This is a genomic window from Micromonospora sp. WMMD987 (genome assembly GCF_029581435.1).
GTDB classification, from domain to species: Bacteria; Actinomycetota; Actinomycetes; order Mycobacteriales; family Micromonosporaceae; genus Micromonospora; species Micromonospora rifamycinica.
Window position 1 is genome coordinate 1,079,904 of the sequence record NZ_CP120861.1, and the last position, 17,845, is coordinate 1,097,748.

At 75.0% G+C, this 17,845-nt stretch carries 16 protein-coding genes and 1 tRNA gene; 8 read left to right on the forward strand and 9 right to left on the reverse strand.

Translation table 11 applies throughout. From position 1 onward, the window contains the following. Positions 1 to 2 precede the first annotated feature (2 nt). The 3 genes from O7612_RS04780 to O7612_RS04790 all read right to left on the reverse strand — a co-directional run bounded on the left by O7612_RS04780 (position 3) and on the right by O7612_RS04790 (position 2,136). On the reverse strand, positions 3 to 638 hold the full coding sequence (locus O7612_RS04780; protein WP_282270834.1) for a flagellar biosynthesis protein FlgA: 636 nt from the start codon (positions 636 to 638) through the stop codon (positions 3 to 5). A 217-nt stretch (positions 639 to 855) separates the two neighbouring features. Then, entirely contained in the window at positions 856 to 1,269 is a 414-nt protein-coding gene (locus tag O7612_RS04785; RefSeq protein WP_282270836.1) for an FmdB family zinc ribbon protein, read from the reverse strand. A 240-nt stretch (positions 1,270 to 1,509) separates the two neighbouring features. Continuing rightward, positions 1,510 to 2,136: a 5-formyltetrahydrofolate cyclo-ligase gene (locus O7612_RS04790; RefSeq protein ID WP_282270838.1), complete on the reverse strand. Its 627-nt coding sequence runs from the start codon at positions 2,134 to 2,136 to the stop codon at positions 1,510 to 1,512. A gap of 86 nt (positions 2,137 to 2,222) precedes the next feature. On the opposite strand from O7612_RS04790, the gene O7612_RS04795 reads away from it, so the two are divergent. The 7 genes from O7612_RS04795 (at position 2,223) to O7612_RS04825 (ending at position 9,153) form a co-directional block, all read left to right on the forward strand. Beyond that, entirely contained in the window at positions 2,223 to 4,424 is a 2,202-nt protein-coding gene (locus O7612_RS04795; protein ID WP_282270840.1) for a diguanylate cyclase, read from the forward strand. A 9-nt stretch (positions 4,425 to 4,433) separates the two neighbouring features. Further along, on the forward strand, positions 4,434 to 5,435 hold the full coding sequence (locus O7612_RS04800; RefSeq protein WP_282270842.1) for a UTP--glucose-1-phosphate uridylyltransferase: 1,002 nt from the start codon (positions 4,434 to 4,436) through the stop codon (positions 5,433 to 5,435). Next, positions 5,432 to 6,724 (forward strand): gephyrin-like molybdotransferase Glp, encoded by a 1,293-nt coding sequence (gene glp / locus O7612_RS04805; RefSeq protein ID WP_088647610.1) that lies wholly within the window; start codon positions 5,432 to 5,434, stop codon positions 6,722 to 6,724. The genes O7612_RS04800 and glp overlap by 4 nt, the downstream gene beginning before the upstream one ends. 91 nt (positions 6,725 to 6,815) lie before the next feature. Next, positions 6,816 to 7,418, forward strand: a complete 603-nt coding sequence (locus O7612_RS04810) for a GNAT family protein (protein WP_282273797.1) — start codon at positions 6,816 to 6,818, stop codon at positions 7,416 to 7,418. 178 nt (positions 7,419 to 7,596) lie between these two features. Beyond that, positions 7,597 to 8,409: a hypothetical protein gene (locus O7612_RS04815; protein ID WP_282270844.1), complete on the forward strand. Its 813-nt coding sequence runs from the start codon at positions 7,597 to 7,599 to the stop codon at positions 8,407 to 8,409. A 145-nt stretch (positions 8,410 to 8,554) separates the two neighbouring features. Beyond that, positions 8,555 to 8,628 (forward strand) — tRNA-Ala (locus O7612_RS04820). A gap of 126 nt (positions 8,629 to 8,754) precedes the next feature. Then, positions 8,755 to 9,153, forward strand: coding sequence for a hypothetical protein (locus O7612_RS04825; protein WP_282270846.1), 399 nt, complete (start codon positions 8,755 to 8,757; stop codon positions 9,151 to 9,153). 45 nt (positions 9,154 to 9,198) lie between these two features. On the opposite strand, the gene O7612_RS04830 is transcribed toward O7612_RS04825, so the two are convergent. The 6 genes from O7612_RS04830 to O7612_RS04855 form a co-directional block, all read right to left on the reverse strand. Continuing rightward, positions 9,199 to 10,074: a S1 family peptidase gene (locus tag O7612_RS04830; RefSeq protein ID WP_282270848.1), complete on the reverse strand. Its 876-nt coding sequence runs from the start codon at positions 10,072 to 10,074 to the stop codon at positions 9,199 to 9,201. 262 nt (positions 10,075 to 10,336) lie between these two features. Further along, entirely contained in the window at positions 10,337 to 11,419 is a 1,083-nt protein-coding gene (locus O7612_RS04835; protein WP_282270850.1) for a hypothetical protein, read from the reverse strand. A 62-nt stretch (positions 11,420 to 11,481) separates the two neighbouring features. Then, positions 11,482 to 12,138 (reverse strand): 4'-phosphopantetheinyl transferase superfamily protein, encoded by a 657-nt coding sequence (locus tag O7612_RS04840; protein WP_282270852.1) that lies wholly within the window; start codon positions 12,136 to 12,138, stop codon positions 11,482 to 11,484. Between the two features lie 268 nt (positions 12,139 to 12,406). Continuing rightward, complete coding sequence (locus O7612_RS04845; protein WP_282273798.1) at positions 12,407 to 13,183, reverse strand: peptidase; 777 nt, start codon at positions 13,181 to 13,183, stop codon at positions 12,407 to 12,409. Positions 13,184 to 13,185: 2 nt separating this feature from the next. Continuing rightward, complete coding sequence (locus tag O7612_RS04850; protein WP_282270854.1) at positions 13,186 to 14,466, reverse strand: VWA domain-containing protein; 1,281 nt, start codon at positions 14,464 to 14,466, stop codon at positions 13,186 to 13,188. A 575-nt stretch (positions 14,467 to 15,041) separates the two neighbouring features. Then, on the reverse strand, positions 15,042 to 16,832 hold the full coding sequence (locus tag O7612_RS04855) for a phospholipid carrier-dependent glycosyltransferase (RefSeq protein WP_348774267.1): 1,791 nt from the start codon (positions 16,830 to 16,832) through the stop codon (positions 15,042 to 15,044). 83 nt (positions 16,833 to 16,915) lie between these two features. Between O7612_RS04855 and rsmI the strand changes: the two genes are divergently transcribed. Then, the gene (rsmI, locus tag O7612_RS04860; protein WP_282270858.1) at positions 16,916 to 17,764 is read left to right on the forward strand and encodes a 16S rRNA (cytidine(1402)-2'-O)-methyltransferase; all 849 of its coding nucleotides are present in this window, start codon (positions 16,916 to 16,918) and stop codon (positions 17,762 to 17,764) included. Positions 17,765 to 17,845: the final 81 nt, after the last annotated feature.

Here is a 17,845-nt window from a genome sequence, read left to right on the forward strand (position 1 = left end):
GCTCACCGCCGGACCACCACGCCGAAACGGCTGCCCTCCGGCTGCCCGACGGAGCGTTGCGCCTGGTCGGGTCGGACCGCCAGATAGAGCGCGGACGAGCCGTCGGTGGCCCCGTCGCCCACCACGTCGAGCACCAGCGCGTCGGCCGCCAGCAGGATGGTCTCACCGGCCGCCCGCCCGGCCGGCACCACGAGCAGGTCGACCCGCGCACCGGGGCGGAGGACCGCGAGGGCGGCCGGTTCGGCCAGCCGAACCGGCACCCCGACGAAGCCACTCGGCAGCGGCAGCGCGACCGGGGTGTCCCGGTCGCCGTCCTTCCCGGCGGGGGCGGCGGCGTCGCCGGCCCCGGCCCGACCGGTCGGCAGGTGGTCGGGTCGACCCGCGCGGGCGGTGTCGTCCGGCCCGGGCGGGACGCATCCGTCCTGGGCGGTCGCGCCGGCGGGGCCTGCCGGCAGCGCCGGCCCGACGGTGGGCGGTGGCGGGCCGGCGGGGCATCGTGCCGGTGTGTCCAGGACGAGCACCGCCAACCCGAGCAGGGCGGCCACCAGCACCGCCCGGAGCAGGGTCGCCCCGCCGGGGCGACGCGGCCATCGGAACGGCCGCAGTGAGCCTTCGCCATCCGTGCCGCCGGCCGCCATGGCCACACCTCCGCCGCTCACCGGATGCCGTGGTGGCACCCCCGGCTCAGCAGGCTAGGTGGATGTCGGGCGACTCACGAGCGGTCGTCCACAGCCGGTGGACGGCGGGCGGGCCTGTGGACGACCCACCGTCCTCCCGCCGGATCTGCTAAGGCCGGCCGGGACGACGAAGACCCCTGCGGCCCGGGGGCGACAGGGGTCTCCGGTGGCCGACAGGTCAGGACGAGGCGCTGGCCGCCGGCGACTTGCTCGATCCGGAGGAACCACCGCCGGTCGAGCCGGAGCCGGCCGACGACCCCGCCGAGCCCGAGCCGGCGGACGAGCCCGAACCCGAGCCCGAACCCGCGGACGAGCCCGAACCGGTCGCGGAGGACGAACCCGACGAGTCCTTGCCGGAACCGGAGGAGGAGGTGCTGTCCGACTTCACCGCGCCGCTCTTGCCCTCGGTGCCCGAGGCCCGGGAGTCGGTGCGGTAGAAGCCGGAGCCCTTGAACACGACACCGACCGAGTTGAAGACCTTGCGCAGCCGCCCCTCGCAGGCGGGGCACTCGGTCAGCGGCGCGTCGGAGAACGACTGCACCGCCTCGAGTTGGTGGCCGCACGCGGTGCAGGCGTACTGGTACGTGGGCACGTTCTCCTCCGGATCTGGGACGGCCGGTTGGCACTCGGCGTATTCGAGTGCCAATGGTGCGTCATCGGACCCGGGTTCGTCCAGCGGACGGGGGAGGATCGTGATCCGGCACATCGCCGGCCGGGGCGGGCGTCGGCACGGTGACGTGCCGTCGGGGAGCGGGCCGGGCCGGGACGCCCCCGGGCGGGGCCGTCCGGGCGCGCGGACGTGGTCGTCCGTGGGCGGCGGTCCGCCCGGCGCTCAGGGGCCAGCCGAGGGGAGCGGCCGCAGGCCGTCCGACGGGGTGAGCGCCGCGCGTACCGGGCGGTCGTGGGGCTGGGCGGGCAGCGCCGCGAGGAGTTCGCCGTCGTGCAGCAGCGCCACCGTCAGGATCGTCGCCGGCACCCGGGCCAGCGCCCGGTCGTAGGAACCGCCACCCCGGCCCAGCCGCAGCCCACGCCGGTCGACCGCCAGGGCGGGCACCACGACCAGCGTGGCCCCGGCGACCGCGGCCCGACCCAGGCGCGGGCCGTCCGGCTCGCGCATGCCCCGGCCGGCGGCGACCAGGGTGCCCGGCCCGGCGTACGGGGCCCAGTCCAGGTCGAGATCGTCGCGGAGCACCGGCAGCAGCAGGTCCGCCCCGGCCGGCAGCGCGGCCCGGAGCACGTCGGGCAGGTCGGGGCCGCCCGGTTCGGAGCCGACCGGCACGTACCCGGTCATCCTGGTCGGCCGCAGGCGGCGTACCAGGGCGGTCAGCTCGGCCTGGACGCGCCGCGCGGCGGCGGCCCGCTGCGGCGCGCTGAGCGCCCGGCGGCGGGCGAGCAGCGCGACGCGCGTCTCGCGTTTGGCCGCCGGGGCGGCTTCCGCGTGATCGGAGAAATTGGGCACGCAACACTCCTGACGCAACGCCGTGCGGCCGGTCGCTCTGTGTCAGCATCGCAGGAACGGGCCTGGAACTTCCGGGGGGAAGAACGTTGACGCTACGCGGGCGGTTGACGGCGGCCTTTCTCACGGTGGTGCTCGGCCCGGTGGTGCTCGGCGCGGTGTTCGTCGGGACCACGCTGTCGACGGTGGACCGGAGCCGGTCCACCGAACGTCTCAGCCTGGCCGCGTCCGCCGTGCGTACCTCGATCGCCGCGCTCTGCCAGCAGTTGCGGGCCGCCGCCGACGCGGTGGCCCTGCGCCCCGACCCGGCCGGCCGGGCGGGCGCGGCCGGCCAGGTGGTCAGCCGGGGACTGGCCGCCGCGGTGCTGGTCACCGACCCGGCCGGCGGCGTCACGTACGCCACCCCGGGTGGACCCGCCACCGGTTGGCAGGACTGCGCGGGCGTCCGGACCGGCGGGCCGGTGCGGGCCATCAGCGCCCGGGTGGACCTGCGTGACCCGGCCGGCACGCCGCTGGGCGCGGTGGCCGCCGCCGAACTGGTCGACCCGGCGTTCGTGGCCCGGTTGGCCGCCGTGACCGGCGTCGCGGTCACCCTCCTCGACGACACCGCCGGTCCCGGCCGGATCGCCCACACCACCGAAACCGACGGGGTACGCGCGGCGGTGCTCGCCGCCGCCGGCACGGTCGACGACGGGCGGGTCACCGCCACCGGAGACGGCCGCTACGTCCGGCGGCTCGGACCGACCCCGGGGCAACCGCTGCCGCTGGTCCTCTCGGTGGCCGGTGGACAACCGTCGGGTCTGCCGGTCGTGCTGCTCGGGGCGGTGCTGCTGGCCGCCGCGCTGGCCGTGCTGACCGCCTGGCGGCTGGCCCGGGTGACCACCCGGCCGCTGGTGGAGCTGGCCGGCGCGGTGGACCGGGTGGCCGGGGGCGACCTGACCGCCCGGGTGCCGGTGCGCAGCCGGGACGAGATCGGCCGGCTCGCCGCCGCGTTCAACCGGATGATCCGGGAGACCGCCGGCTACGTCGCGGCGTTGACCAGCAGCCGGGACCAGTTGCGTGGCCATCTCGGGGTGCTCGGCGACACCCTGGCCAGCACCCACGACCTGCAACGCATCCTGCGGGTGATCCTGCACAGCGCCATCGCGGCGACCGGGGCGCGGGCCGGGGCGGTGCTGCTGCGCGACGACGCCGGGATGCTCGTCGGGCAGTGCGCCGAGGGGCTGGCCGGGCGCTGCCCGGCGGGCGCCGATCCGGAGGAGCTGCGGATCCCGGTCGGCGCGGGGGTGGTCGGCACGGTCGTCGCCACCGGTGAACCGCAACGTGGGCGGGCCCGGCCCGGCCCGACGTCCCCCGGCGAACCCTGGTGCGAGACGTACGTGGCGGTGCCGTTCACCGCGCCCGCCGGGGACGCCGCCGGCCGGGAACCCGCCGTCGGCGTGCTGGTCCTCTACGACCGGCTCGGGGTCGACGAGTTCGACGACGACGACCTGGCCACCCTGCGGACCTTCGCCGGGCACGCGGCGGTGGCGGTGGAGAACGTCCGGGTGCACGAGGAGGCGCAGCGGTTGTCGCTGACCGACCCGTTGACCGGGCTGTGGAACTACCGCTACCTGCGGGAGTCGTTGCGTCGGGAGGTGGAGCGGGCCAACCGGTTCGGTCGGATGCTCAGCATCCTGGTCCTCGACCTGGACCGCTTCAAGATCGTCAACGACAGTTACGGGCACGCCGCCGGGGACGCGGTGCTCGCCGAGTTCGCCCGTCGGGTCCGCGGCGAGATCCGCGAGGTGGACCTGGCCTTCCGGCAGGGTGGCGAGGAGTTCGTGGTGCTGCTGCCGGAGACCGACGCCCGGGGCGCGGCGACCGTCGCCGAGCGGCTGGGCGCGGCGGTCCGGGACACCCCGGTCGTGGTGGCCGGTCACACCGGCACCCCGACGACGATCACGATGTCGGTCTCCATCGGCATCGCCGTCTACCCGGACCACGCCGGCACCGGCACGGAGGTGCTGGACGCCGCCGACGAGGCGTTGTACGCGGCCAAGGGCGCCGGCCGGGACGGCTACCGGGTGGCGACCGCGCGACCGCGACCGGTGCCGGCCGGGGACGTGTCCGCCGATCCGTCGCCGACCAGCGACCCTCCCGCCGACCGGTCGGCCCCCGACCGGGCTCCCGCGGACGGCGTACGGACCGAGCAACCGACCGGTCGGCACGCCGTCGGCGCCCCCGGTGTGACGCAGCCGGGCGGCGCGTCTTCCGGTCCTCACCCGCCGCGGCAGAGCCGTGGCCGATAGTCTCGCGGCATGTCGGAGCACTCAGCGAACCCCTCAGCGACCGCCGCGACCGGTCGTGCCCGCGCGGTCAAGGCCGTGATCCCGGCCGCCGGCCTGGCCACCCGGTTCCTGCCGGCCACGAAGGCGGTGCCCAAGGAGCTGCTGCCGGTGATCGATCGACCGGTGCTCCAGTACATCGTCGAGGAGGCCGCCCAGGCCGGCATCGGTGACGTGCTGCTGATCACCGGTCGGGGCAAGACGTCGATGGTGGACCACTTCGACCGGCGTCCCGACCTGGAGGCCCGGCTGGAGGCCAAGGGCGACGACGAGCGGCTGGCCGCGGTGAAGCGCCCCAGCGAGCTGGCCGAGATCTACACCTGCCGGCAGCCGGAGCAGCTCGGCCTCGGCCACGCCGTCGGCTACGCCGAGTCGCACGTGGGCGACCAGCCCTTCGCGGTGCTCCTCGGTGACGAGTTCGTCAAGCCGTCCGAGCCGCTGTTGCCGGCCATGTTGGAGCTCCAGGCCCGCACCGGTGGTGTGGTACTGGCGTTCTTCGAGGTCGATCCGGAGGAGACCAAGCGGTACGGGATCGCCTCGGTCGAGCCGGCCGAGGCCGAGCTGACCGACCTCGGCGAGGTCGTCAAGGTCACCGGCATGGTGGAGAAGCCACAGCCGCAGGACGCCCCGAGCAACCTGGCGGTCCTCGGCCGGTACGTCCTGCCGGGACGGATCTTCGACGCGATCCGGCGTACCGAACCGGGCAGCGGCGGGGAGATCCAGCTCACCGACGCGATGGAGCTGCTGCGCGCCGAGGGGGTGCCGGTGCACGCGATCGTCTACCGGGGCACCCGCTACGACACCGGCATGCCGCTGGGCTACCTCCAGACAGTCGTGCAGATCGCCGTCGAGCGGGAGGACCTCGGGGCCGAGTTCCGCAGCTGGCTGACCGAGTTCGTCAACAACGGCGACGAGACCGTCACGGCGGCGATCCTCAACGGGGTACGTGACGCGGCGGGCGGCTCCGGTACATGACCTCGACGGCCGACGCCGAGGCGGCCGCGAACGAGTTGACGCCGCTCGCCGACTACCTGGGCAGCGTGCTGCGCAGGTTACGCGCGCTGCCCCCGCTCGACCTCGACCTCACCCAGGCCTACGGCAACGTCCTCGCCTCGGACGTCGTCGCCCCGCACTCGTTCCCCGCCTTCGACCAGGCGGCGGTGGACGGGTACGCCGCGCGCTGGGAGGACCTCGTCGGGTACGGCCCGGTCCCCTCGCAGGGGCCGGGCCGTCCGGTACGCCTCAACGTGGTCGGTGACCTCGGGGCGGCGAGCTGGCGGCCGGTGCGGCTCACCCCCGGTTCGTGCTTCTCGGTGGCGGCCGGTGCGCCGATGCCGATCGCCGCCGACGTGGTGGTGCCGGTGGAGTGGACCGACCAGGGCATGGCGGCGGTGGAGATCTTCCGCACCCCCAAGCGCGGGTACGGCGTCCGCCGCGCCGGTGAGGAACTGCCCGCCGGCACCGTGCTCGCCCGTGCCGGCACGTACGTCGCACCGGCGCTGGTGGCCGTCTTCGCCGCCACCGGCATCGGACACGTGGTGGTCCGGCCGAGCCCCCGGGTGGTCATCGTGGCCACCGGGGACGAACTGGTCGACGTGGGCCGGGGCAGCCAGCCCGGCCAGGTGGTGGACGCCAACTCGCACGCGTTGACCGCCGCCGCCGCCGAGGTGGGCGCGCTGGCGTACCGGGTGGGGATCTGCGACGACGACCCGGAGGGGCTGCGCGGTCTGCTGGAGGACCAGACCCTGCGGGCCGATCTGATCATCACCACCGGTGGCACCGGCACCGGCCCCGGCGACATGGTCCGGCGGATCCTGTCCCGCCGGGAGGGCGGCCGGGCCGGGCCGGTGACCTTCACCGACGTGGCGCTGTACCCCGGCACGGCCCTCGGGTTCGGTACCGTCGGCGCCGAGGAGGTGCCGGTGGTGTGTCTTCCCGGTGAGCCCGGTGCGGCGTTGATCGGTTTTGAGGTGCTGGCCCGGCCGGCGATCCAGCTGCTGGCCGGCGCGGAGCCGGTGTTCCGGCCGAGCGTGCGGGCGCACCTGTTGGAGACCATCTCGTCGCCCGGCGGGCTGCGCGAGTTCCGGCCCGCGCACGTGGCCGAGCGGCGCGGCGGGGGCTACACGGTGCAGCCGCTCAGCGGGGGGCCGTACACCCTCTCCGGTCTGGCCGAGGCGAACGGTCTGATGGTGCTCGGTGAACGGGTCACCACCGCCGCCGCCGGCTCCACCGTGGACGTGCTGCTGCTGGACCGGCGGCGGTGAGCCGGTCCGGGGCGGCCGACCTCCCGGCCGGGGACGGGAGGTCGGCGCGGTGAGCTGGTTCGGGCGGGCGCCGGGATGGCCGGTGGTGCTGATGGACGGTCCGGTGGTGCTGCGGCCGTACCGACGTTCCGACGCCGTCGCCTGGTCGGAGGTGCGGCGGGCGAACCAGGCGTGGCTGTCGCCGTGGGAGTCGCACCTGCCCGGTGGCTGGGACGCGGCCAACTCGCCGGCGGCGTTCCGGTATGTGCACGCCGACCAGCGGCGTTCCGCGCGGACCGGCGAGGGGATGCCGTTCGCGGTCTGCCTGCGCGAGGGCGGGCAGGAACGGCTGGTCGGGCATCTCAACGTGGGCAGTATCGTCCGGCGGGCGTTCTGCTCCGGTTACGTCGGCTACTGGGTGGACTCCCGGGCGGCCGGTCGCGGGGTGATCCCCACCGCGATGGCGCTCGCCGTCGACCACGCGTTCGGCCCGGGTGGCCTGCACCGGGTGGAGGTGAACATCCGGCCGGAGAACAAGCCGTCCCGGCGGGTGGTGGAGAAGCTGGGCTTCCGCGAGGAGGCGTACCACGTGCGCTACATGCACATCGACGGGGCCTGGCGGGACCACATCGGATACGCGATGACCAGCGAGGAGGCGGCGGCCGACGGTGGTCTGCTGGCCCGCTGGCACCGGCTGCGCCACGACGTCGGGTGAGTCGTCCCACGGGCGGGATCGGCGCGGCGTGCCGGCAACCCGGTCGGCGGCCCGTAACCTCAAGTAACTGCAAGCTGCGGCAAGCACCGTCCGACCGCAGGATCTGCGTCGAGAGTGATCTTTCGGGAAAGATCTTGCTGATGTTCGGTGGTTGTCCCGAAATTCGGTGACGGGAGGGGTGAGGGTGCCGACCTCGGTGCTCCTCGCCGTCCTCGCCGCCGCCGGTCTGCTCGCCCTCGCGCCGGCGCTGGTCCGTCGGTACGACGCCACCGAGCGGCTGGTGGCGGAGCGGGCGCAGTCGACGGCGCGGGTGCTCCAGCGCCGCCGGCGGCGTCGTACTGTCCCCGGTCGGCGACCGGTCAACCAGCCCCGGGCGCTCGTGGTCACCCTGGCCGAGGACGCCGCCACCGGCAACCTCGGCGCACCGGTCTCCGCGCCGCCGGCCCCGCGCCGCACCACGCCGCCCGCCGGCCGCCGCTCGGGTCGCCTGCGTGCCGTGCCCCCCGCGCCCCGGCAGGCCCGCCGCCGGCCGCCCCGCGACCGGCACCACACCCCGGTCGTCTACCGTCGGCGTCGGGTGCTCGCCGCGCTGTTGCTGCTCAACTTCGTCGAGTTGGTCGGCGTGATCCTGGTCAGCCCCGGGTTCTGGATCAGTTTCTCGGTCACCGCCGCCCTGCTCGTCGTGTACGTCGTACACCTGCGGCGGCGGGCGCTGGCCGAGCGTCGGCGGCGGCGGATCCGGGCCCGGGAGGCAGCCTGGCTGGCCGCCCGGCAGGCCGAGGTGCGCCGCGAGCAGGCCCGCCGGGCGGCGGCCCGTCGGGAGGCGCAGCGCCGGCTGGCCGCACAACGCGAGGCGGTACGCCGTACCGCGATGGGCCTCGACCGACCCACCGACCTGCCGGCGGCGGCCAGCGGGGGCGCCTCGGTGTCGTACCGCCGCTCCGGTGGCCTGCGCGGACGCCCGTACCAGTCCGGCCGTGACCCCCGCTGACCCCCGCCCGCCCCGCGGATCGGCCCGTGCCCCGGTCGGGTCGGCGCGGGAGGGGTGATTCGCCCGGGGGGTGGGTGGGCTGTTAGTCTTGGCGCCGGCCCGCCCGGTGAAAGCCGGGTGGGACCGGAGCCGGCCTGCCGGCAGAGGGGCTGTGGCGCAGTCTGGTAGCGCACCTCGTTCGCATCGAGGGGGTCAGGGGTTCGAGTCCCCTCAGCTCCACCCAGTGCAAAGGCCGTCTCCGTAACGCGGGGGCGGCCTTTTCGATCCGGTACGGTGGCGCGGTCGCGCCGTGTCCGGCGGACCGCCGCACGTGCGTCGCCGCCGATGAGCGTGAAGAGTGGGGCGATGACGGAGATCAGTTTCGTGGTGCCGGGACTGCCGCCGGCCAAGAACGAGGCCAAGTCGCTGCTCGCCGCCGGTCACGGCTACGCCGACCGGGTGTCGGCCCTGCTCCGCGCCGCGCGGGAGGCTCTCGGCGAGGAGCCGTGCCCGCTCTTCCCGGACGGGCCGCTCACCCTGGAGGTCGTACTGGAGAGCCCGGCCGAGCCGCCGTCGGACGCCACCAACTACCTGGGCGGCATCGCCGACGTGCTGGAGTCGAAGCAGCACCGGGGGCCCCTGGTACACCTGGGTGATCTCGCCTCGGTCGCCGTGTACGGCAACGACCGGCAGATCCAGGAGGTGCACTACCGGCGGGAGGCTGCCGACCGGACGTGCTACCACGTCCACCTCCGGCGACGCTGAGCCGCCGACCTCCGGCTCCGCCGGCCTCCCGCTCCGCCGGCCGGCTTAGGGGATGGTGACGCCGTACGCGGCGAGCGCCTCGGCGATCGGCTGGTAGAAGGTGGTGCCGCCGCTGGTGCAGTTGCCGCTGCCCCCGGAGAGGATGCCGATGATCACCCCGGTCGCGGCGACGTAGAGCGGACCGCCGCTGTCGCCGGGCTCGGCGCAGATGTTGGTGCGGATCAGCCCGGACACGCTGCCCTCGGCCCAGTTGACCGTCTGGTTGAGAGCGGTCACGGTGCCACACCGGACACCGGTGGTGGAACCGCTGCGGCAGACCGCCTGACCGACGTACGGGGTGCCGACGCCGTTGACGGTGAGCAGGCCGGGGTAGGTGTAGACGGCGCTCGGCCGGTCGACCCGCCCGGTGTAGCGGACCAGGCCGTAGTCGTTGGTGGGGAAACTGCTGGCGACGCGGCTGCCCAGCACGGTGGTCTGACCGGCGTCGGCGTACCAGGTCGTCGCGGTGGCGGTGCAGTGCCCGGCGGTGAGGAAGTAGGAGGTGGTGCCGCTGCGCACGTTCGCGCCCAGCGAGCAGCGGGCACCCCCGCCGTGGACGGCCTGCCCGCCGGCGATGAGGAGGCGCAGCCGGCCGGGCTCGCGGCGCAGGTCCGCCCCGGCCCGTGCGGCGGTGGCGCGCAGCGCGCGTACCTGCTCCGGGGGGACGGTGTCGTCGACGGTGAGCGTCAGCCGGCCGGTCACCGGATCCGGGCCCCAGGCGGTGCCGACGGTCCGCACGTCCGTCAGTACGGCTGCGGCGGCGGGTCCGGTGGCCCCGGGGGGCACGGCGAGCTTGTCGGCGGCACCGGCGTACGCGACGGCCGGGGTCGCCGGCAGCAGGGCGACGGCCAGGGTCAGGGCAGCGAGCGAGAGACGGCGCATCTCCCACCTCCAAGTCGATCGGTGAAGGTCGATGTCATTAGCATCTACCGGTGCCGGAGCCGTTTCAAGGCGCGGCAGCGATCCCGGCACCGTCGCCGGGCCGGGCGGTGAGGGGACCGGGACCGGTGCCGAGGCCGGGGCCGGGACCGGGCCGGTGGCCGGTGCCGCGACCGGACCGGGCGGGGCGGTCACACGGTCGGGGGCGGTCACGCGACCGGGCCGGTCCCCACCGGGGAGCCGGCCCGGTGCGGGACCTGCGAGGTCAGGGCTTCCAGGAGCCGGCGGCCTCGAACCTGTGCTGGTATTCGACCGCGCCCGACTTGTCGGCCACGTCGAAGACCACCGCGCCGGAGCGCTTGCTGCCGACCCGCATGTTGCTGCCCGAGTCGAGCATGTCGCCGCCGCAGCCGGACAGCGCGCCGGCCAGCCCGTTGACCGTGGTGCCGTCGTCGGCCACCCACTGGAAGTAGAACGGGTTGATCGACGCCGTGCCCTTGGTCACCGTGGCGGTGACGTCGGCGATCAGGTACATGCCCTTGTTCGGCGGCGGGGCGAACGAGCGGCACCCCTTGGACGAGGTGGTGAAACTCCGGACGGTGATCTCGATGGTCCCGTCCTCGTCGTTGATCACCAACGTCTCGCCGGCCCTGAGGTTGAACGTCTCGTCGTCGGTGGACGACGGCCCCGCCGACGGCCGGTCGCCGGGCGGCCCCGGTGTCCTGGTGACATCGGGGGCCGCCACCGGGCGGTCGACCTCCCCGGCAGCCTCGTCGGTCTGCCGGCTCCCGGCCACCACGGCGACGACGAGGCCGGCGCAGCAGAGCAGCAGCACCACGGCGACCACCACGCCGATGACGATCCAGACCGGCTTGGCCGACGAGGCGGCCGGCGGCGGTCCCCACTGCTGGCCGGGTCCACCCGGGCCGCCGGGCGGCGGCGGGTACCCGGCACCGGGGGCCGCCGGATAACCCGGCGTGGCGGGCGGCGGGTAGCCCGCGCCCGATACCGGCGGGTAGCCCGCGCCTGAGACGGGTGGGTAGCCCGCGCCCGAGACCGGTGGGTAGCCCGCGCCCGATACCGGCGGCGACGCCGTGCCCGGCTGGTACGAGGGGTAGGGCTGCCCGGAGGTCGGCTGCGGAACGCCGGAGACCGGTGGTGGCGCGTACGGCGACGGTGGCGCGTACGGGTCGGTGGAGTAGGAGGGGGCCGGCTCCGGGACCGGGGGCAGCGCGGCGGTCGGGTCCACCGGGTGCGGTCGGTCGGATGCCGTCGGGAACGGCTGCGCCGCCCCGGAGGGCGGCTGGTCAGGGTCCTGCGGCCCGGACGGGGGTTGGGGCTGGCTCACCGTACTCCTCGCACGCGGTCGACGGTCGTCACTGTTGGACGCTAGTGGGTGGCGGCAGACGCTCAGCGCAGGGGCAGCACGGCCGCCGTGCGGACCAGGTCGCCCTCGACCGCGAACCGGCCGGTGACCAGCGCGGGCGGGTCCGGCACGGTGGCCGCCGACACCCGTGCCGGGCTGATCCGGGCGGTGAAGACGCCGGTGTCCGGTTCCAGCTCGACGGTGGCGTCGAGGAAATCCAACCAGGACCCGACCACGGGGTGCCAGACCTTGTAGACGGTCTCCTTGGCGCTGAACACCACCACCGGCCAGTTCACCCCGCCGGGCAGCCGGGCCAGCCGGTCCTCCTCCTCGGGGCACATGATCAGCCGGCGTACCCCGGCGTTGAGTTCCTTGTCCCGCTCGGCGTCCATGCCGACCGCGCGCAGGTCGGCGCGGCGGGCGACGGCGGCGGCGCAGTAGCCCCGGGTGTGGGTGATGGTGCCGACCAGTTCCGCCGGCCAGACCGGCGCACGGTTGGGCGCGGCCGGGACCGGGGCGGCCGGCAGGCCGAGGGCGGTCATCGCCCGGCGGGCGCAGATCCGCCCGGCGGTGAAGTCCCGCCGTCGGCTCTCCACCGCCCGCTCGCCCAGCCCGGCCCGTTCCGCCGGGAGCAGCTCACCCACCCAGTCGGCCGTCTCGGCCACCGCCACCGAGACCGTCGCCGGCAGCAGGTCACGCATCAACCCACCCCTTCCGGTACGACCGCCGCCGGTCCGCCCGGTGAGCGGACCATCGGCCATGGCAGGTGAACGTACCGCAACCGGATGACACCGGACGGCCCCGTCGCGGTGACCGGCCCTGATCTCGGGACCGGCCCCGACCCCGGGATCGGGCGGTCCCCGGGTCGGGACCAGCCGCCGGGGTCGGCCGGCCCCGGGGTCGGGACCGGCCACCAGGGCCAGCCGGTTCCGGCTCCGGCTCCGACCCCGGCTCCGGCTCCGGCGTCGGTCAGCGGCGGGGCCGGCGGGTCAGCGCGAAGCCGAACACCCCGGCGACGGCGGCGAGCGCGCCGCCGACCGTGCTCCACGCCCACCGTGAGCCGAGCGCGGGCAGCCAGTCGCCGTCGAACCAGTCGTCGTCGGACTCGGCGGGGGTGGCCGCCGGCTCCCCGGTCAGCACCGTGCCGGCCCGGGTGTTGGGCACCAGCGGCGCCCGCAACTCGCCGTCGTCGCGCGAGCCCTCGCCCTCGGCGGAGACCAGCAGCTCCACGTCGACCGGCTGCCCCAGGTCGGGCTCGGGCAGCTCGGTCACGGACAACCGGACGAAGTAGGTGCCGGGCAGCGGGTCGGCCGACCACGGTTCCGCCCAGGAGCGCACCTGACGCAGCGTGCAGCCCAGCGCCACGCTGCCCGCCGACGCGGGAACCGTCGGGGTCTGCGCCCCGGCCGTGCAGGCCTGCCGGCGACGCAGCCCGTCGAAGACCTCCACCGTCCAGGTGGACGCACCGGTGCGGGCCTTCGGCAGGGACACCGTCGCGCTGATCTCGTGCCGTTGCCCCGCCGTCGCCGGGAACGACCAGTACAGGAAGTCGCCGGTGGAGGCGCTGACCGTGACCGGTTGACCGGCCGCGATGCCGGTGGCGGTGAGGAAGGACGTCCCGGCCCGGGTGACCGGGGTGGCGCCGGGGGAGGGGGTGGGCGCGGCGGTGGCCGGGGACGGGGTGACGAGCAGGGTCAGTCCGGCGGCGGCCAGCGTCGCGCCGGTCCGGATGATCGGGGTACGCATGGTCAGTTCGTCCTCCACGTCGCCACCCACCAGCGGGTGAGCAGCCCGACGACCAGGCCGGTGAGCAGCCCGGCCAGGGTGAGCAGGAGCAGCAGCACCCAGCCGCGCCCGAGGTCCGGCGCGGTCGGGGCGGGGGACGAGGCGACCACGTCGATGGTCAGCTCGACCGGCATGCCCGGTGTGGCCCGGGTTCCCGGACGGGGAGCGAAGGCGTTGCTCACCACCAGGCAGACCGTGGTGGCCGGCACCGGCGCGTCGCTGGCCGAGGGGCTGGGTGTCGCCCCGTCCGCCGTCCCCGACCAGCGCAACCCCGCCGACACCACGTCGGTACGACCGCTGCCGGCGTCGACGCCCCGGACCAGTTCCCGGCCGTCGGTGGCGGTGGCCCGCAGCAGCACCGCGTGGTCCGGGTTGACCGGCCGGTCCAACGCCACGCTGACCGACGCGCGTAGCTCCTGCCCCGGCCGGACGGGAACCCGGTACCAGCGGTGTTCGGAGAACTCCTCCCGGTCGGCGTAGACGCCGGGGGTGAGCAGCGGCGCGTCCGCGCACTCCGCCCGCCCGGTCACCACGGCCGGGGCGGCGGTGTACGTCTCCTTCGCCCGGTCGACGAGCTGCTTGATCCGGCCGGTCAGCTCGTCGGCGCTCTGTGCCGCGGTGTAGGTGCCGCCGGTCGCGGTGGCGATGCAGAGCAGCTGCCTGCGGACCTTCTCGTCGGGGGCCAGGCCGAGCGTGTCGACCACCAGCCGGGTGCCCTGGGCGGCCAGTTCCCGGGCCACCTCGCACGGGTCGGGCGGGGCGCAGGTGTCCTCGCCGTCGGTGATCAGCACGATCCGGCGGGCGGTCGTGCCGGTGCCGAGATCCCGGGCGGCGGAGCGCAGGGCCAGTCCGACCGGGGTGAAGCCGGTCGGCCGCAGGGTGGCCACCGCCGCCTTGGCCGCGGTGCGGTCCACCGGCCCGACCGGCACGATCTGCTGGGTGTCCAGGCAGCCCTGCTTCTTGTCCTTGCCCCGGTAGGTCGCGCCGAGCACCCGGATGCCGAGCTGGGTCTCCCCGGGCAGTGCGTCGACCACCTCGTTGAAGGCCTGCTGGGCGACCGAGATCCGGCTGCGTCCGTCGATGTCGTCGGCCCGCATCGACCCGCTCACGTCGAGGACCAGCTCCACCTTGGGCGGCTCGACGGGTTCCTCGTCGTCGGCGCGGGCCGGGGCGGGGCCGGTCAGCGAGGTCGCCGCCAGCAGTCCGATCAGGACGGCCGTCGATCGTCGTCTCGTGTTGATCACGGGGCGAAGTGTAGTGAGATCCACTGTGGAGTCCCGTCGGGGACCGCCCCGGACGCGCGACGTCGCGACCCCGGTGGTCGGGCCATCCGGATGGTGGATGGCGGACGTCCGTTCGACGGTCGGTAACCGTCCGTTAGATGCTAGATGTAAACTATTTGCCGTGCGAAGCATCAGTCGGAAATCTGACTGAAGTCGACCCGTTGTGCCGGTGGCACAAGGTGGCTAAGCTCTTTTTGCGCGCCCCAATCGCCCGCTTCCCCCGTGGCAGGCGATCGGGGCGCGTCCTTTTGCGCCGTCTTCCCGCCCGTTCTGCGCCGTCGCGGTCTCCCGCCGCCCGCGCTACGGCTCCGTGACCTCCCGCCGCCCATCCTGCGGCTCCGTGACCTCCCGCCGTCCGTGCTGCGGCTTCGCGGTCTCCGCCGCCCATCCTGCGGCTCTGCGGTCTTCCGCCGTCCGTGCTGCGGCTCCGACGCCCTTCCCGCCTTGCCGCGACCGGTGGCGGGTGGGGACCACCCGGCCGACCGACGGCAGGCCCGACGCCGGCCGGAATGCCGGGCGTCGGGACCGGGGTCGGATCAGATCCAGCGGCCGTCCAGCCACATCCGAGCGGACCAGTCGTCGTACGGCAGGAGGGTGCCGACGAAGATCGGGTAGAAGTACGCGAAGCAGAGCGCCACCAGCAGCACGTAGGCCCCGACGATGACCCCACCGATCAGTCGCCGGTCGGCGATCTGCTCGGCGGTGACCGCATCGACCTCCGCCCCCTCAGCGAGCACCACGGCGACCGGTTGCCGGCTGTCCGGTGCGGGGCCGTCCGGTGGGGAGCTGTCGGGGCGGAGGTCGTCCGGTGCCGGGGCGGCCCGGGCCGGGGTGGTGGGGCCGGTGGTGGTGGGGGTGGCGATCGCGCCGAGCACGTAGACCACCGCCAGCACCAGGAACGGCAGCGCCGGGGCGGCGTAGAAGGAGAACATCGTCCGGCCGTCGAGGGCGTACCAGAACCAGGGCAGCAGACCGGCCGCCACGGTCACCAGGATCGCCCCGGCCCGCCAGTCCCGCCGCGCCACCCCGAGCCAGAGGGTCGCCCCCAGGGCCGGCAGGAACGACCACCAGAGCAGCGGCGTGCCCAGCAGCAGGATCTCCGAGGCGCAGGTCGGAGCGCCGCACGCGCCGTCGCCCGACCAGTGGAACGCCACCGGTCGACCCAGCAGCAACCACTGCCAGGGCCACGACTGGTACTTGTGCGCGGTCTCTAGGCCGGTGTGGAACTCGAACGCCGCCTTGTGGTACTGGAACAGGTTGGTCAGCGAGCCGATGATCGGGGTGTCGCTCAGCCCCGGGAGGTTGGGGTACCGGGCCGCGGACCGGTAGTAGCCCTCGTCGGAGAGCAGCCAACCCGACCAGGTCGCCACGTACGTCCCGACCACCAGCAGCCCGGCGAGCACCAGCCAGGGCAGCTCGTCGAGGAGCGCGTCGCGCCACGGCCGGCGCACCCCGGCCGACCGGCGGACGCCGACCTCCCAGAGCAGGGCCAGCAGCCCGAAGGCCGGCACGAAGTAGATGCCGCTCCACTTCACCGCGCAGGCGCAGCCGAGCAGCACCCCGGCGAGCAGCCGCCACCAGGGCCAGTTCCGCCAGCCGCCGGCGGGGCGACCGGCCCGGCCGGGGGCGGTCGGGTCGAGCCCCGCGTCGAGCGCGCGGGACCAGCGCCGTCGGCGGGCGTCCCGGTCGAGCACCAGCGCGCCGAAGGCGGCGAGCACGAACAGCAACAGGAAGATGTCGAGCAGCGCGGTACGGGAGAGCACCAGGTGGAAGCCGTCCAGGGCGAGCAGCAGGCCGGCGGCGCAACCGAGCGTGGTGGAACGGAACATCCGGCGGGCGATGCGGGTCAGCATCAGCACCGAGAGGATGCCGGCCAGCGCCGCGCCGATCCGCCAGCCGAACTCCGGGGCGGTGGTCATCAGGTGGCCCGGTACGGAGATGTTGGTCTCCGCGTCCTGGTAGCCGAAGGCCCACTCGCCGAGCCCGATCAGCCACTTGCCCAGCGGCGGGTGGACCACGTAGGACGGGCCGTTGTCCTTGTAGTTCCACTCGACGCCCCGGTCGATCAGGCCGTAGGCGTCCCGGGCGTAGTAGATCTCGTCGAAGATCTTGCCCTTCGGGCTGCTCAGCCCGAGCAGGCGCAGGACGGCGGCGATCGCCACCACCACGGTGGTGGCGATCCACGAGTTCACGTCCAGCCGGGTCTCGACGGTGGCGAGCCGGCGGCGGACGATCGCCGGCACGCCACCTCCGCCGCCCTCGGGAGGGGGTGCCTCCGGGTCGGATCGGTCCGCGTTCGCACCCTGTGCTGTCGACGCACTCGTCACCCGGCGATCGTAGGCTGAGAAGGTGCCCGGTGGCGTCCATCGTCCCCGAGATTGGTACGACTATCGATGAAGGAGCACGTTTCGTGGGCGAAATGTCCGAGACTGGACGCCTGATCCTGCTCGGTGCGCCGTTGGGCAATCCGGCCGACGCGTCCGCCCGGCTCCGTGACGCCCTCGCCACCGCCGACGTGGTCGCCGCCGAGGACACCCGCCGGCTCATCCGGCTCGCCCGCGATCTCGACGTCACCGTCGGCGGCCGGATCGTCTCCTACTTCGAGGGCAACGAGGAACGGCGTACCCCCGAACTGGTCGACGTGCTCCGCGAGGGCTACCTGGTCGCCCTGGTCACCGACGGCGGCATGCCCAGCGTCTCCGACCCCGGATACCGGCTGGTCACCGCCGCGCTCGACGCCGGGGTGCCGGTCACCGCCGCGCCCGGCCCGAGCGCCGTGACCACCGCGCTGGCCCTGTCCGGGCTGCCCTGCGACCGGTTCTGCTTCGAGGGCTTCCTGCCCCGTACGCCCGGCGGCCGACGTGCCCGGTTGGCGGCCCTCGCCACCGAACCGCGCACCCTGGTCCTCTTCGAGGCCCCGCACCGGATCGCCGCCGCCCTGGCCGACCTGGCCGCCGCGTTCGGCGTCGACCGGCCCGCCGCGCTCTGCCGGGAGCTGACCAAGACCTACGAGGAGGTCGTCCGCCGGCCGCTCGGCGAACTCGCCGAGTGGGCCGCCCGGGGCGAGCCACGCGGCGAGATCACCCTGGTCGTCGCGGGAGCGCCGGAGACCCCCGCCGAGCGTCCCGACGACGACACGCTGCGCGCCGCGGTGGCCGAGCGGGAGGACGCCGGAACGTCCCGCCGGGACGCGATCACCGAGGTGGCCACCGGGTACGGGCTGCGCCGCCGGGACGTCTACACCGTCGTGCACCGCTGACGGACCACCCCGCGCGCCGCACCCGCACCAGCAAGCCCGGGACGACACTCACCCGGCGGCGAGGGGGCCTGCGGTGACCGT

Excerpts from the sequence above, each read along its gene's own strand:
- O7612_RS04845 (WP_282273798.1), bottom strand. The coding sequence starts at position 13,183 with ATGCGTACCCCGATCATCCGGACCGGCGCGACGCTGGCCGCCGCCGGA.
- glp (WP_088647610.1), top strand. The coding sequence starts at position 5,432 with ATGACCTCGACGGCCGACGCCGAGGCGGCCGCGAACGAGTTGACGCCG.
- O7612_RS04830 (WP_282270848.1), bottom strand. The coding sequence starts at position 10,074 with ATGCGCCGTCTCTCGCTCGCTGCCCTGACCCTGGCCGTCGCCCTGCTG.
- O7612_RS04840 (WP_282270852.1), bottom strand. The coding sequence starts at position 12,138 with ATGCGTGACCTGCTGCCGGCGACGGTCTCGGTGGCGGTGGCCGAGACG.
- O7612_RS04780 (WP_282270834.1), bottom strand. The coding sequence starts at position 638 with ATGGCGGCCGGCGGCACGGATGGCGAAGGCTCACTGCGGCCGTTCCGA.
- O7612_RS04825 (WP_282270846.1), top strand. The coding sequence starts at position 8,755 with ATGACGGAGATCAGTTTCGTGGTGCCGGGACTGCCGCCGGCCAAGAAC.
- O7612_RS04810 (WP_282273797.1), top strand. The coding sequence starts at position 6,816 with ATGGACGGTCCGGTGGTGCTGCGGCCGTACCGACGTTCCGACGCCGTC.
- O7612_RS04800 (WP_282270842.1), top strand. The coding sequence starts at position 4,434 with ATGTCGGAGCACTCAGCGAACCCCTCAGCGACCGCCGCGACCGGTCGT.